This window comes from Pseudoteredinibacter isoporae, from assembly GCF_011602085.1.
In the GTDB taxonomy this organism is placed as follows: domain Bacteria; phylum Pseudomonadota; class Gammaproteobacteria; order Pseudomonadales; family Cellvibrionaceae; genus Pseudoteredinibacter; species Pseudoteredinibacter isoporae.
This window is the reverse complement of sequence record NZ_JAAONY010000002.1, coordinates 866,588-880,703: the sequence shown is the minus strand read 5'-3', so window position 1 is coordinate 880,703 and position 14,116 is coordinate 866,588. Positions and strand designations below refer to the sequence as shown.

Sequence of the window (14,116 nt, the reverse complement as noted above, 5' to 3'; positions counted from 1 at the left end):
GAAAAGGGTGACAGACAGTCTGTGAGCTTGAGGTAGTGATCTGAGTGTCGGTCGTCGCTTGATGATATGTGATTACTGTTATTGATGCTTTTACATCGGGTTAAATGTAAAGGCCCGCTCTACGAGGTAGGCGGGCCATTCGTTTAAAATTCAATGTTGAATTTTATTCCGATGGTTCTGGGTTTCGTCCTGTTTGCATTCTTCCAGGCAATATACGGATCAATGTATTTGTTCTGGTTGGTCAGGTTGGTTGCAAACAGCTCGACGCCGTAACCATCAAAATCAATGCCGAAGCGTGCGTTCAACAGGTTCAACTTGTCGGACATTTGTGGAAGGTTCTCGTCGGTAAATGATGTGCGATCCACATAGCTGACTTCATCGCGGTAGCTGTAGTCCAAGCGCAGGTAACTTGGCCATTGGTCGGCCAATTCGAATTGATAGTTCATGCCAAGCGTATAACTCCACTCGGGCACGTAGTCGGTTGGATCGCCGGCTTTGTTGGTAGCGTCCTGGGCATCAACACTGGTCACTTCACTGTCAATCCAGCTGAACGAGGCATCGAGACTCAGGTGTTCGTTCACATTCCAGGCGACAGCGCCTTCCAGGCCTTTGACTTCGGCATTACCGATGTTACTGGTGAGTTCCTGGAAAGTATTTATCTCAGGAATGAACAGCAGGCCTCGACGCAACATATCTTTGTAGTCTGTGTAATAGGCCGCAAGCTGAAGATTTACGCGGTTGTCCGCCAGAATACCTTTGTAACCCACTTCATAGTTGATCACGGACTCCGGCTCGTAGCTGGGCAAGCCCGCTGCGTTGAAGCCGCCACTGCGGAAACCTTTGGCGACATTCATGTAAACATTCATGTCGTCGCTCAGGGCATAGCTTAAATACAGTCTTGGATCGACGGAATCAAAGGTGTCCGTCAGCAGGCGTTCGCCATCGAAGGTTTCACGATCATCTTCAAAGTAACGCAGACCAACACCCAACTCCAACCTATCGGTAAGTTGATAGGAAGCATCGGCAAAAACGGCAAAGTTTTCAGAGATGTCCTGGGAGACAAACGGTGCCAACACAAAGATTGCGTCAAAATAACGCAGGTCACGATAGGAAACCAGATCCCGGTCAAGCTTCTGCATGCTGAACCCGCCGGTCCAATTCAATGGACCTTCACCGTTTGAACTGAAACGAAGTTCCTGGGTGATTTGTTCAACATCTACTTGAATATCACTGATGCCGGCCAGATTACCACCGTGAATGGTTTGCTCGGTGCCGATGTAAGTGAATGGATACTGGTGTTGATGGTCAACATGAGTTGTGGTGCTCAATACCTGGAAATGTTCAAAGTCATAAGAGACCGTCAGGTTGGCAATACGGTAGTTATAGTCTTTTGGCACCAGTTCTCGCGAAGGGTCAATGGAAACATCAACGGTGCGATCGGGTTGCTCATAACCCAGCCCCAGCTGGCTGAAATTGCTGTGAGAAATAAAGGTGGCATTAACATCCAGGCGATCGTTGGGGGTCCAGAGCGCACGCAGACGAATGTGTTCGAGATCCTGGTAGTTTCCGTCTTCAATGCCTGCTTCAGGCTGGTCCTGCCAGCCGCCGTCTCGCTCAACCGTCGCGGCCATGCGCACTGCGAACACATCTTCCACAACCGGTACATTGACAACGGCGGTCGCGGTTTTATGGCTTTCACCACCATCGACATCGGCCAGACTTAAGGCAGCCTTGGCTTGAAACTCGTTCGGATTAGGGGCGGCGGTGACATACTTTACCGTACCCGCAATGGAGCCCTGGCCGTACAATGTGCCCTGTGGGCCTTTCAGAACCTCAACGCGTTCGAGATCCAGCGGGCGCATATCCAATTGATCGTAACCGGTCAGGGTCATCGGCATTTCATCAATGTACACACCAACCAGAGCGCCCGCCGAATCGGTATTGGCGAGGCCACGCATAAAGATTAAATAACTGCCCGGACCATCTTCGCGCAGCGACATGCCAGGAACATTGAACGATAAGTCCTGAAGGTTCTGCACACCTTTTTGCTGAATATCTTCACCACTGATGGCGGTCATGCTGATGGGAACTTCAATTTGTCGTTGTTCGCGCTTCTGTGCGGTCACAATGATTTCTTCCATGCGCTCAGTATCGGCATGGCTGATTTGACTGATTGCCAGGGAGAGTGCGGTTACTGCAAAACTTACAGGTTTCATAACGTGCCTCGTTATTATTATTAGCTAAATGTCGGTTTGGTTCCGGTTGATCCTTTTATATGGATTTAATGGATTGCCAGATTTTTTCGGAAAACTCGTCGATATGAGATTCTTCGAGAATCAGCGGTGGAGAAACGATAATGCTGTCGCCAGCCCCACGGATCATCAGGCCGTTTTCCCAGGCTTTCGCAAACACTTGGCTGCCCATCGGGATGTCATTGTCCTGGGCTTCAAATTGAACGGCGCCCAATAAACCGTAATTCCGGATATCAATAATGCCGGGCAGATCTTTCAAGCGATGGAGTACCTGTTCGAGATATTTGCCTACACCGTTTTGCGCGCGGGTAAAGAGATTTTCTTTCTCATAGATATCCAGGCAGGCCAGTGCAGCGGCACAGGCCAGAGGATGGGCCGAGTAGGTGTAACCGTGGAAGAATTCGATGCCTTCGCTCGCATCGACAATGGTGTTATAGATTTTGTCATCCACCATGACGGCACCCATAGGCACGGTGCCACTGGTCAGCCCTTTGGCCATAGTCATCATGTCCGGCGTGACATTGAACTCCTGTGCGGCGGTGAATGAACCCACTCGACCAAAAGCGCATACCACTTCATCGAAGATCAGCAATATGTCATGCTCATCACAGATTTCACGAAGACGTTGCAGATAACCCTCCGGTGGAATAATGACACCGCCAGCGCCGGAGATGGGCTCGACAATAACCGCTGCAATATTTTCGGCACCATGCAGCTCAACCAGCTGTTGTAAAACTTCTGCGCGTTCAATGCCGAACTCTGGCAAACCGCGGCTGAACGCATTGCGTTCGATGTCGAGTGTGTGTGGCAAAAGATCAACACTGGCCCAGCGGGAATAATTGCGGGTGTTCACTGGAATACCGCCAACGGCTGTGCCACCAAGATTTACACCGTGATAGGCCAGCTCTCTTGAAATAATCATTTTCTTGCCAGCTTTGCCGCGAGCCACTTGATAGCTCATGGCAATCTTAAGTGCAGTATCGACCGCTTCTGATCCGGAGGTGGTAAAAAAAGCCCGGTTTAAATCACCGGGACACAAGTGCGCTAAGCGCTCTGCTAACACAAAGGAGTCAGAGTGACCGAAATTGAAAGAGGGGGCGTAATCCAGAGTCTGGGCGCTGCGAAAAATCGCCTCCGCCACCTGGGTTCGACTGTGCCCTAAATTGGTACACCAAAGTCCGGCGGTCATATCGAGGATGCTTTGACCTTGATCGCAGGTCCAATACATACCCTCCGCCGATTGGATCATGCGCGGCGCCGCCTTAAAATTTTTATTTGCCGTGAACGGCATCCAGTGCTTGTCGAGTGTCATCGAATAGAACCTCAGAGTTACGATGGGTTCACTCTAGCTTGCTCGATTCAAGCTGGGGAGATGCCAAAGCTGTCCTGGGGGGTGTGCTTGATGCACCGCTGGTGTGGCAAGCACACCAAGGCGATAAGCTTAGGCAACAGGCAAGTACTCAGTGAAGGGATATGATAAATCCAAGCGTTTATATGCATCGCTATTCACGTGCGTATGGCCAGTAACGTATTGGCCTGGCACGCAAAATGGTCTTGGCAATTGATTGATTGCTGGCGTGCATATAAGAAGAGACGATAAAAATAACAGGCTTTTTCATGCAAACGAGTATTGATGTGCGCCGGGCCTATGCCGGTTTGATCATGCCAGATCAGCAGTTTGAATTTTTTTCGGCGGCGGATTCCTTTTTCCCGGTTCGACGTCTGACGGCAGCGGAACAAGTCAGTCCGTTGGAATACACGGAATGGGACCATCATTCCTTTTCATTCGAGTCCGAAGGGGAATCCTGCAATCTCTACGATTATATTTCCCGAAATCGTATTGTGGGTTTGCTGTTGATGAAAGACGGGAAGGTCTGCTTTGAAAATTATCAGTTTGGCTTTCGCCCGGAAAACCATTGGTTGTCGATGTCCATGGCAAAATCCATCGCCTCTACGCTGGTGGGTGTTGCGATTCAGGAGGGGGCAATCTCAAGCCTGGACGATCTGTTAGTTAACTATTTGCCCGAACTCGAAGGCGGTGCGTATGCCGATGTAAGCGTTCGGCAATTGCTCCTGATGAGCTCCGGGGCTGAGTGGAATGAAGATCACACCAATCCCGAGTCCCATCGCCGAGCGGTTTTGGAATTGCAAATCCAGCAAAACCCCGATGCAATCTGCCGCTATATGTCCGGCCTGAAGAAGTTGTTTCCGGCCGGTGATCACTGGAATTACAGTACGGGTGAAACACATATCGTCGGTGCCTTGTTGCGCGCGGCTACGGGCCAATGGTTGGCCGATTATCTTCAGGAGAAGCTCTGGCACCCCCTCGGTATGGAAGCCGATGCGAGTTGGTGGCAGGAAAACCCGGGTGGTCTTGAAATCGCGGGCAGCGGTTTTAATGCCCGCTTAAGAGATTATGCCCGTTTTGCCCGTTTCTTTATGGCGGGCGGCAAGATCGGGGAGCAGCAAATATTGCCGAGCAATTGGCTGCACGAAGCCGCCGGCCCCACTCAGATCGGTGATACACTGGTGCCCTATGGTTTTATGTGGTGGTCACTCGCGGATCAGAACGGAAATTTTGACAAGCGCGCCTTCAGTGCCCGCGGCATATTTGGTCAACGTATCTATATCAGTCCCCAGGACAATTGTCTGGCCGTCATGTTTTGCCAGCGATCACGTCCACTGGGAGATTCCCCAATATTGGATGATGACTTTTTCAATGCATTTTGTCGCCAGAGCAAATGACGATAATAGCTATGCCTTGTCGGCGGCTTTTAAAATAAAGGGTAGTACATGCAAGAACAATTGAGTTCGTCCAAGGAAATCTGGGGGCAACCTCGCGGCCTGGCGTATATCGTTTTTACCGAAGCCTGGGAACGTTTTTCTTTTTATGGCATGCAGGCCTTGATGGTCTTGTATATGACCGACTATCTGTTCACTCCTGAAATTGTCGGACAGGTCGCCGGCTTTGAGCAGATGCGCAGCGTGATGCAGATGCTGTTCGGAGAACTCAGTACCCAAGCGTTAATTGCTCAGTTATTCGGTGCTTATATTGGTCTGGTTTACTTTATGCCCGTGCTGGGAGGCTTGCTCGGGGACCGTGTTCTGGGGCGTCGAAACGCTGTGTTATGGGGCGCCCTGAGCATGGCAGTCGGACATTTCTTGATGGCGTTCGAATCCAGCTTTCTCGCTGCCATGTTGGCTCTGATTGTGGGGTCGGGCTTATTGAAAGGGAATCTGGCCGCGCAAGTAGGTGCACTGTATGCCAGCGATGACAAGCGCCGAGACACGGCTTATTCCTACTACTCAATAGCCATCAATGTCGGCGCTTTTCTGGCGCCGCTGGCTTGCGGCACTTTAGGCGAACTGTACGGCTGGCACTATGGATTCTCTCTGGCAGGGCTGGGTATGCTGGTTGGAATAGCAATTTACCTGTCGGGTGCCAAACACCTACCTGTTGACCCTGAGCGGAAAAAGAATGGGCAAGCGCTTAATTCAGCTCAATGGCGTACGGTTTGGGCACTGTTGTTTGTTTTGATTTTGAGTTCACTCTACTGGATTGGCCAGACCCAGGTCTGGAATGTGTATCCGCTTTGGGTAAAAGCCAGAATTGATCGCGAGCTATTGGATTTCACGATTCCGGTAACCTGGTTTCAATCCATTGACACCCTGGCGGTATTGCTGGTTGCGCCGGCTCTTCTGGCCTTCTGGAACAAACAACGCCAAAACGACCGAGAGCCTTTGGATATTTTAAAAATTGCTATGGGCTGTGGCTTGTTCGCATTAGCTTGTTTGGTTTTGGCCTTGGCGGAGTGGCAAAGTGCGGGTGCGTCGGTGGCCGTCATCTGGCCTCTGCTGTTTCATTTTCTATGTGCCTTTGCCTATCTTTATTCTGCACCCATCGCCTTGTCATTGGCATCCCGTCATGCTCCGGAATCAGTGAATTCCATGGTGGTGGGGGCTTTCTATCTGGCCATTTTTCTCGGCAGCCTGATCAGCGGCAAATTGGGAGCGTATTATCAAACCCTGAGTCACGCTCAATTCTGGCTCATGCATGCGGGAATTGCTTTTGTGGGTGCGGTAATTTTCTTCGCTGTGAGAAATTATCGTTGGCCGGAGGAGAGCAGCGGAGCCTGATGCCCGAGGTTTTACGGAAAGTCGGGGAAGAGAATATAAGAAGGGCTGCATGAGGCAGCCCTTGAATTGCTGGATTGCGAGCCGCTTATTTTGGCTTGCGGAACTTCAAGGTCCAGCGATCCGAGTTGCCGGTGACCGACTTAACACCCACTTCGTAACGAAGCTCATCATCTTCGCGATAGTGCAGATCGCTATAATCCTCAAAGACAAAGCCCTGAGCTTGAATTTCCTTGATGGCTTTAACCGGGTCGAAGCGACGTCGATTGCTGTTGGTGCCGGGTTCCATATGGCGAGCGGTGTGGTCAACCACTGCATAAACACCGCCAGGTTTCAGTGCCTGCCAGGCTGCCTGGTTCATGGCCGCACGGCCGCTATCGCTCAGATTGTGATAGTTGCGGAAGGTGAATACGATATCCGCATCTTTAACGCCGATGTCGCTAAAGTTCAGGTCCGAAAAGCGAGCACCGTCCTTGCGGCTGAACTTCGCATCGTTTTTGACGATATTCATCTTTTCAAAACCGGGTTTGCCAGCCAGGGATTTAGCGATACGGCTGGTGCCCAGGGCAGCGTGGAATTCGCCGTTTTCGGCCATAACGGGAACCAGCAGCTTGGTGTACCAACCGCCACCGGGAATAAACTCCACAACTTTCATATTGTCGCGCAGGCCGAAGAACTCCAGGGTTTCTACCGGCATGCGATTGCGATCACGAGCGGTTTCTTTGTCGGTTCGGATTTCAGCTTGCATGGCGGACTGAAGCTTGGCTTTGGTGGCGTCAAAGCTGTCGGCCCACAAGTTGGCGCTAAAGGCCGCGGCGGTGATACAGAGTGCTGATGTCAATCGCATAGTCTATTCCTAATTCGTTCGAGTTATCGTTGTGAATATCCAGCAGCTTCAGGTGGTCAATTCCACCGAAGAAAAAGCAGTCTGGAATCCTATCATCAGGCTTTGTCGAATCCAGAGTGATGACGAAGTTCAATGCGTTGAGTTGAGCGATATGAAGGGTGAATGAAGCGAGGATATATAGATTCCTGAAAAGGATTATTGTTGCGGCTTGATCACCTTTGAATTAGGCTCGTTTTTCTCTGAGGTGTTGCTTGCAACCCCGCTGGATGTCTTGTTGCAAAGGATTTTGTTGATGAAATTGTCGTTTTCTACCCTGGTGGCAGCTGTCAGTGCCGCTGCCGTTATTGCAGGTTTAAGTGCCTGTGAGGTTGTCCCCCGAAAGAAAGGCTACTCAAACCAGCAGGCACTGCCTGAGCAGGTACTGGACCGTTGCGTGCCGGCAACTGAGATTCAGCCAAAGCTCATTGAAGGCAAGTCTCCGATTTATCCCGTGCAAAGGCTAATGGCGCGACAGGCTGGTGTTTCTATTGTTTCGCTGATTGTAACCAGGGAGGGCCGGGTGAAGGATATTCAAGACATTGAATCCAATCATCGGGCCTTCTTCAATCATACAGCCGCCGCTGTTGCGGATTGGCGGTTTGAACCTGCCCGTCAGAACGGCGAAGCGGTAGAAGTCCAATGCAAATTCAAAATGGAGTACGGGCTTAGATAGATCCGAATAAACCCCATTACTTACTGCTTTGTTGAAAACTCATCCAGCGTTGATTGAACTGATCAAAGCTTGACAGTAAGGGCCGGTATTTCTCCTGTGAATGCTCAAGCTCTGACAATGCGTGGCAGCAAGCTTCCAATGTGGAAAGCTGCCCGTCCTTCGGGGCTTTGCGAATACGGTATTGGCTTGTCTGTTCCGGATTCGGAGTAAAACGGGGTAGATTCTGTAATGCCGGGTTCAGCTGCAGCATTTTGTAAGTTTTTCGCCAGGTGCCATCCAACACCCAAAGTCGCAATGGGCGAGCATCGTTTGTGCTGTGCTCAAAGGCTTGGCTGCAATTTGACTCATTATTTTCGGGGTAGAGCAGTACATCCTGAAACGTGCTGCTTTTGATTGCCGGTTCCAGCTCTGGAAACTGCTCACCAATCCATGTGGTGACGTGATGTAAACTGAGTTGTAACAAGATCGCGCTACCCTTCGGGTGCTGACTTTCCCCTGGGTGTTGCAGCAATTGAATGTGTACTTGATTGTCCACTGTCGTTATCAGATCACAGAGGCAGCTGCGCAGGGGGCGGTGGCATTGTGGGCAGCTGGCTCGCTTTTGGGGTTTCTCTGTCATCGAGGATGAATTCTCAAGGCTAACGCTTTCTCTAATGGCATTATGCTAACATAAGCCCGTTACTATCGAAGACGTTTTGGCGACGCAATCACTTTACGGTTATCTATGGAAATCCTTTCGTTTATTAAACTCAATGATGTTTTCGCTTTGCTGTGGTTGTTGAGCTGTTGGTTCGCTTATACCCGTTTTGCAAAAAGGAAAGCCAAAACCACGGACTGTTTGGCCTCAGTGTTGCATCGTTATCGGGTGGATTGGATGGAACGCTTTCTCACTCGCGAACAACGCGTCGGGGATGCGGCTTTGTTGGCCAACATTGAAAGAAATGTGAGTTTTTTCGCGTCGACAACTCTGCTGGTTCTGGCGGGTTTGGTGACCGCATTGGCCGCAGCGGATAAGGTACAGCTAACCCTTGAATTGTTGCCGTTTACGGCTTCGGCAAGTACACAGGAACTCGAACTCAAATTCCTGATTTTAATCAGCATATTTATCTATGCGTTTTTTACGTTTACCTGGTCTCTGCGCCAGTTTGGTTTTGTCTCTGTTTTATTGGGGGCGGCCCCCCAGGCGGAAGATGACGATCAAGACCCTGTTGCCAGAAAACGCTATGCAAAATACACGGCCAAAGTGCTGGATCAGGCCGGCCACAGTTTTAACTACGGATTGCGTTCCTATTATTTTGCGCTCGCCAGCATGGCCTGGTTTATTGATGCGCGTTTGATGGCGGTGTCCGTCACGATCGTGATCGTGGTGTTGTACATTCGCGAATTCCGCTCCAGCAGTCTTTCTGCGATGCTGAGTATTGACGATGGTGAAAACTTAAAACAGAAGGCGCATCCGGGCGAGGGGGCGGAACGCTAGGCTGCTGTTCCTGCGCTTTTTTCTGCATCAGGGCTTTGGCGAATCAAAGCCAGTTTTTCCTGACGTTTTAGCTGTTTGATCGCGTATTCGCGCCTGGCGGCACTGCGTTTGTCATGGGGGTATTCCAACCAGATCACTTTTAGTGGACGGCGTGTCCGGAAGTATTTTGCGCCCTTACCACTACGGTGTTGTTGCCAGCGGCGTAACAGATGATTACTTATGCCGGTGTACAGACTGCCGTCTTCACATTCGATGATGTAGACCCACCAGTTATCTTCAGCCGGCATCGTCCAGATCTTTCAGCAGCAGGTCTTTGGCCTGGTTTAACATGGCTGCGAGATAATCACTGCCACCTTGATCCGGGTGGTTTTTCTGCATCATCTTACGGTGTGCCTGAATAATATCCTCGCGGCTGGGGTTGTCGGTCAGGTTCAGGATTTGCAGGGCCTGTTGTCGATCGATTTGTGATTCGGGGGTGGCTTCCTGGGGCTGGCTTTGATCCATCTGATTGAGCTTGCGCTGCATAAACCACAGACCGAACTGACGAAGGAAGGGAACGCTCAGGGCCAGCAAACCACCAATCCAATGCAAACGCCCGGTAAGTGCCATTGCCACCACGGCAGCAACGGTTGCCCACAGCAGCCAGCTTGTCACCAGGCGTTTGCGCTCGGGCTTTGGGGTGTTAATAAAGCGATTGCGCAGGTACCAGGCCAAAAAAATCAGGGCCAGTAAAGTAATGAGCTTTGCCATGGAGTATCAGCTTCCTAAGTTCAAGCGGGATCAGATCTAAATTTTGCCCCATTGGCTTCTTAAAAACTAGGGCGGGCGTCGATAATGCCCCAGTCCGGTCCAGATTTCTGGCTAGCTTGGTGTGGGTTCGTTGTGGCGGCTTTGATTGGGTGCGGGCGGTTCTGCTACTCGAACACAGTTACGGCCTTCGCGCTTGGCCAGATACAAAGCCTGATCGGCCGCATTGAGCAGATCCAATGGCTGATGTTCGGGGCCGGGAGTTAAACCGCAAACGCCAATACTGATGGTGATGGACAACTCCGTGCCTTGGTAGCGAAGATCATTGTCTTCCACTTTCTGGCGCAGTTGTTCGGCGAGGCGTGAAGCCTGAAGGCTGCTGCTGTCGCTGAGAATGACAATAAATTCTTCACCACCGTATCGGCAGACAATATCACTGCCGCGTTTGAAATGATCCAGCAGGGAATTGGCAATGCTGCGTAATATTTCATCGCCCGCCGAGTGGCCGTGTTGATCGTTAATCAGTTTAAAGTGATCGACATCGATCAGCATCAGGCAGAGGTTTTTCTGATCCCGTCGGGAGCGTTGCCACTCCGATATAAATTGGCGATCGAAGTACATGCGATTAAAGACCGAGGTTAATCCATCCGTTACGGACAAGTCGCGCAGTTCGCGATTGGCCCGGGTCAGTTCTTTTTGTGTGAGCAACAGCTCTTGATTTTTGAGGTGCAAATCCGCAACACGTTTTTGCACCTCATCTGTTAAGCCTTGAGACAAACGAGAGGCCACTTTGCTGGCGCGCGCGAGTTTCTGACTCTGGGTAAGCCCCTGTGCGATGACCAAAAAGACCAAAGAAGCGAGCAAAAACTGATTCTCTGCCATCCAGCCTAAGTATTCTGCCAGCTCCAGATGGACTGCAATCAACAGTGGGGCAATATAAAGGGTTACGCGGCGGGCATACATCAATCGATGGCTCAGCACCTTGTATAGCAGATAAAGTACAAGCAGGTACTGCACCCCGGAGAAGAACAACAAGGCAATAATCCACTCACGGCTGTATTCTGCGGGCAATAAAAAGAAGGGCACACTGAGAACCACCGCGGTGATTAAATTGCCGTTCACAAAACGATGGCTTAAAAAATGCAGACGAAAGCTGTGGTGCACAAAGCCCACGGCGAGGGCGCCGCCAATCATGATTGTGCTGTACAGCAGACTCACCGCCAGACGGTAGCCGGCATCGCTGTTGGGGTTATCAATGTTGATGAAGAAGTTGTCGAGGGCGGCTTTACTTAACGCAATTAGGACGGCTGCGCTGCCAATCCACAGGTAAGACCGATTGCGGCTGCCGGATACCGAGGTACCAATGGCATACAATCCGAAGCTGAAAATAATAGCAACGATAAAGCCCTGGCAAAGGAGCTGCAATTGCTCAAGGCCTTGCAAGGCTTTGTTGTTGCCGAGAACGGGCGTCTGGCAAAGGCCTGGGTTGGGGCTATTGAATCCCGCGCTCTGAATCATCAATTCATAGTGGCTGGGGCCAGGCTTGATGTTCAAATGGGCGTGGAACTGGCCGAGTTCTGCGCGATATTCCGCCGCCTTGGCAGAGACTTTCCCGACCTCCAGAATTGGGTCGAGGTGGCCACTTTCTTGCCCGAGCGGATAAAAATACACTTTGGCGCTGTTACAAACGTGACTCACACTGATGCTCAAATTCTGCCGAAAACTGTCTTCCGGTAATTTAAGGCGCAGGCGATAGGTGCCCACATTGAGGCGCGTACCACTGAGTGCCTGTTGGCTGGCAAAGTAGTGGGGCAAGCTGACAATTTCACGGGACGTGCCCACGTCAGTGCTGCCAGGTTCAAGCAGTTGATTTGGATACCAGCGCCAGTGTTGATCCAGTTTTATGACTCTGAAATCCCATTGGCTGAGATCGACTTCCTGGAAGGGAGCAGTAATTGGAAACGACTCGGAGGAACGAACCTTGGCGTACGGTTGCAGGGTAGCCAGCAGGGCGATAATGATTGCAACCACTAATGGCCAAAGGTCCCTAACCATTACGCTATTTATCCGTATGTCGCTTCTGTGGGAATGGTGATTATTTAAGCAGGAGCGCATCTTGGCATGTCGCGCTTGACTATACAAGAATCAAATGTGAATTGCGTCACATAGAAGGCAGCTTATGCTTTGGTGATAATAAGCGTCAGTGGGCCCTAACTTCGGTGCCTTTTTATACGGCTAAGATTGTCGCTGGCAGGTCAGGGTTTGTCAGGGGTCAGTTCCAAACGCAAACCGAGTGCGGCCAATTGTTCCTGTTCCTGTTTCAGGTTTTTAGTGGTCAGTGGGTGATCAAGGAGATTTTCTACCCACAGCTTGATAGTGTCACCTTCGCGCTGAAGGTGAACATCCAGGGTGAGATCCTGTCGCTTGCGGTGTAACAAAATCGCCAAACGCAGACACAATAAACAGGCGCTCAGGTTTTTCGGCAAATTGTCGGCCAGGGTCAGGGGCAGTTTTTTGCGTTGCAGGCGCAGAAGTTGGGCGATCCAGTGTTGTTCCAGGCGGCTGAATCCGGCCATATCGCTGTGGCGGATCAAATAGTGACCGTGCAGGTGGTAGTCATTGTGAGCAATGGTTAAACCAATTTCATGCACCATTGCGGCCCAATGCAGAAGCTGCGCCGGGCGAATCAGTTTGTGATATTCCTCTTCCAGAGGCAGTTCTCGCAACAAGGCTTGGGAGAATGCGCTGATGCGTTCGGCCTGGGCCAGATCGACACGGTATTGCTTGGTCATTTGCGAGATGGTTTGATCGCGGATATCCCGTTCGCTCAGGCGGCCAACAATATCGTAAATTAACCCTTCTTTTAATGCAGCGTCGGAGACGTGCATGCTGTCGATTTGCAGCTGATCGAAGATGGCCATCAGAATAGCAATACCAGCCGGCAGTACTTCCCTACGCAATTTGGCGAGTTCTCCGGTCGCATTGATGCCGTTCCGCCCTACATCTTTGAACAGGGTTTCCAAACGTTCGCGATCTATATATGCGTTATTGCCGTCAATATAATTGGCGACCGCTTTTACGGTGCCTGACGCACCAAAGCAAATATCCCAACCGCACTGACGATAATTACTGCTGATGACTTCCAGTTCGGCACAGGCGGCGAGATAGGCATTGTTCATCGCTTTCGTTGAACAACCTTCCGCAAAATGACGTTGACTGAAGGTAACGCAGCCGAGGCTGAGACTTTCCAGAAGCAGTGGGGTTTGATGGTGGCCGATAATAAATTCGGTACTGCCTCCACCGATATCCACCACCAGAGTCTGGCCCTGTTGTTGAGGAATGGAATGGCTGACGCCCTGATAAACGAGGCGGGCTTCTTCGTAACCGGAAACGGTTTCGATGGGATGGCCGAGGGCGTCCTGGGCAATCTTTAAAAATTCACTGTTGTCGGCACTGCGCAGCGCCTTGGTGCCAACAGCGCGAACACTGGAGGCCGGGAACTCCGCCAGACGTTCGCGAAAACAGGCCAGACAATCCAGCGCACGTTCCTTCGCATCTTCGGCGAGGTCACCGTCACTGCTGATTCCCCGGGCGATTTGCACCATCTCTTTAACGCGATCAATTACCGTTAAACTGCCGTCCTGTTCCTGGGCGATGATCATGTGAAAACTGTTTGAACCCAGATCAATGGCGGCGTAGTAGCGGGGTGTGTCTGTCATACGGTGTCGTTTGCGTTATCAAGAAAGCGCTTAGGATACTTTGCTGTGCCCCATTTGGCTAATCTCGGACAATCTGTGGGCTCATTTATCGCTTCGGGTTTCAGGTCTTCGAGGATATTAAAGCCCTGCAAAGGGGGAGGTTTCTGTCTATTAAAAACAAACCCGGGAATTGGGGATTACTGTGGCTGTAAGTAGTAAAAATGTCCTAGTTAATATAACGAATTGTGG

General features: G+C 50.9%; 12 protein-coding genes. 4 read left to right on the top strand and 8 right to left on the bottom strand.

Annotated elements, in window-relative coordinates:
- Positions 1 to 143: 143 nt before the first annotated feature.
- Together G8768_RS12380 and aptA are read right to left on the bottom strand one after the other, a co-directional pair.
- Positions 144 to 2,216: a TonB-dependent receptor gene (locus tag G8768_RS12380; RefSeq protein WP_166846445.1), complete on the bottom strand. Its 2,073-nt coding sequence runs from the start codon at positions 2,214 to 2,216 to the stop codon at positions 144 to 146.
- 55 nt (positions 2,217 to 2,271) lie between these two features.
- Entirely contained in the window at positions 2,272 to 3,564 is a 1,293-nt protein-coding gene (gene aptA, locus G8768_RS12375) for an omega-aminotransferase AptA (RefSeq protein ID WP_166846449.1), read from the bottom strand.
- 305 nt (positions 3,565 to 3,869) lie between these two features.
- Here aptA and G8768_RS12370 point away from each other — a divergent pair, with 305 nt between their 5' ends.
- Together G8768_RS12370 and G8768_RS12365 are read left to right on the top strand one after the other, a co-directional pair.
- Complete coding sequence (locus G8768_RS12370; RefSeq protein WP_166846452.1) at positions 3,870 to 4,997, top strand: serine hydrolase domain-containing protein; 1,128 nt, start codon at positions 3,870 to 3,872, stop codon at positions 4,995 to 4,997.
- Positions 4,998 to 5,045: 48 nt separating this feature from the next.
- Positions 5,046 to 6,389, top strand: coding sequence for a peptide MFS transporter (locus tag G8768_RS12365; RefSeq protein ID WP_166846455.1), 1,344 nt, complete (start codon positions 5,046 to 5,048; stop codon positions 6,387 to 6,389).
- 85 nt (positions 6,390 to 6,474) lie between these two features.
- Here the strand turns inward: G8768_RS12365 and G8768_RS12360 are convergent, their stop codons facing one another.
- Complete coding sequence (locus G8768_RS12360; protein WP_166846458.1) at positions 6,475 to 7,233, bottom strand: class I SAM-dependent methyltransferase; 759 nt, start codon at positions 7,231 to 7,233, stop codon at positions 6,475 to 6,477.
- A 208-nt stretch (positions 7,234 to 7,441) separates the two neighbouring features.
- Between G8768_RS12360 and G8768_RS12355 the strand changes: the two genes are divergently transcribed.
- A complete protein-coding gene (locus tag G8768_RS12355; protein WP_166846461.1) occupies positions 7,442 to 7,945 on the top strand; it encodes an energy transducer TonB in 504 nt (167 codons plus the stop codon).
- Between the two features lie 16 nt (positions 7,946 to 7,961).
- On the opposite strand, the gene G8768_RS12350 is transcribed toward G8768_RS12355, so the two are convergent.
- On the bottom strand, positions 7,962 to 8,564 hold the full coding sequence (locus G8768_RS12350) for a tRNA-uridine aminocarboxypropyltransferase (protein ID WP_166846464.1): 603 nt from the start codon (positions 8,562 to 8,564) through the stop codon (positions 7,962 to 7,964).
- A gap of 105 nt (positions 8,565 to 8,669) precedes the next feature.
- On the opposite strand from G8768_RS12350, the gene G8768_RS12345 reads away from it, so the two are divergent.
- Positions 8,670 to 9,422 carry a DUF599 domain-containing protein gene (locus tag G8768_RS12345; protein WP_166846467.1) on the top strand — a complete coding sequence of 251 codons (753 nt, stop codon included), beginning with the start codon at positions 8,670 to 8,672 and terminating at the stop codon, positions 9,420 to 9,422.
- On the opposite strand, the gene G8768_RS12340 is transcribed toward G8768_RS12345, so the two are convergent.
- From G8768_RS12340 to G8768_RS12325, 4 genes are all read right to left on the bottom strand, one after another.
- On the bottom strand, positions 9,419 to 9,709 hold the full coding sequence (locus tag G8768_RS12340) for a GIY-YIG nuclease family protein (RefSeq protein WP_166846471.1): 291 nt from the start codon (positions 9,707 to 9,709) through the stop codon (positions 9,419 to 9,421). The genes G8768_RS12345 and G8768_RS12340 overlap by 4 nt on opposite strands.
- Positions 9,699 to 10,172, bottom strand: coding sequence for a J domain-containing protein (locus G8768_RS12335; RefSeq protein ID WP_166846474.1), 474 nt, complete (start codon positions 10,170 to 10,172; stop codon positions 9,699 to 9,701). The genes G8768_RS12340 and G8768_RS12335 overlap by 11 nt, the downstream gene beginning before the upstream one ends.
- Before the next feature lie 111 nt (positions 10,173 to 10,283).
- A complete protein-coding gene (locus tag G8768_RS12330; RefSeq protein ID WP_166846477.1) occupies positions 10,284 to 12,224 on the bottom strand; it encodes a sensor domain-containing diguanylate cyclase in 1,941 nt (646 codons plus the stop codon).
- Positions 12,225 to 12,424: 200 nt separating this feature from the next.
- A complete protein-coding gene (locus tag G8768_RS12325) occupies positions 12,425 to 13,888 on the bottom strand; it encodes a Ppx/GppA phosphatase family protein (RefSeq protein WP_166846480.1) in 1,464 nt (487 codons plus the stop codon).
- Between the last annotated feature and the right edge of the window lie 228 nt (positions 13,889 to 14,116).

Bases quoted from the DNA above. Each gene is read 5' to 3' on its own strand.
- G8768_RS12365 (WP_166846455.1), top strand. From the start codon at position 5,046: ATGCAAGAACAATTGAGTTCGTCCAAGGAAATCTGGGGGCAACCTCGC.
- G8768_RS12350 (WP_166846464.1), bottom strand. From the start codon at position 8,564: ATGACAGAGAAACCCCAAAAGCGAGCCAGCTGCCCACAATGCCACCGC.
- G8768_RS12360 (WP_166846458.1), bottom strand. From the start codon at position 7,233: ATGCGATTGACATCAGCACTCTGTATCACCGCCGCGGCCTTTAGCGCC.
- G8768_RS12370 (WP_166846452.1), top strand. From the start codon at position 3,870: ATGCAAACGAGTATTGATGTGCGCCGGGCCTATGCCGGTTTGATCATG.
- G8768_RS12380 (WP_166846445.1), bottom strand. From the start codon at position 2,216: ATGAAACCTGTAAGTTTTGCAGTAACCGCACTCTCCCTGGCAATCAGT.
- G8768_RS12345 (WP_166846467.1), top strand. From the start codon at position 8,670: ATGGAAATCCTTTCGTTTATTAAACTCAATGATGTTTTCGCTTTGCTG.
- aptA (WP_166846449.1), bottom strand. From the start codon at position 3,564: ATGACACTCGACAAGCACTGGATGCCGTTCACGGCAAATAAAAATTTT.
- G8768_RS12335 (WP_166846474.1), bottom strand. From the start codon at position 10,172: ATGGCAAAGCTCATTACTTTACTGGCCCTGATTTTTTTGGCCTGGTAC.
- G8768_RS12325 (WP_166846480.1), bottom strand. From the start codon at position 13,888: ATGACAGACACACCCCGCTACTACGCCGCCATTGATCTGGGTTCAAAC.
- G8768_RS12340 (WP_166846471.1), bottom strand. From the start codon at position 9,709: ATGCCGGCTGAAGATAACTGGTGGGTCTACATCATCGAATGTGAAGAC.
- G8768_RS12330 (WP_166846477.1), bottom strand. From the start codon at position 12,224: ATGGTTAGGGACCTTTGGCCATTAGTGGTTGCAATCATTATCGCCCTG.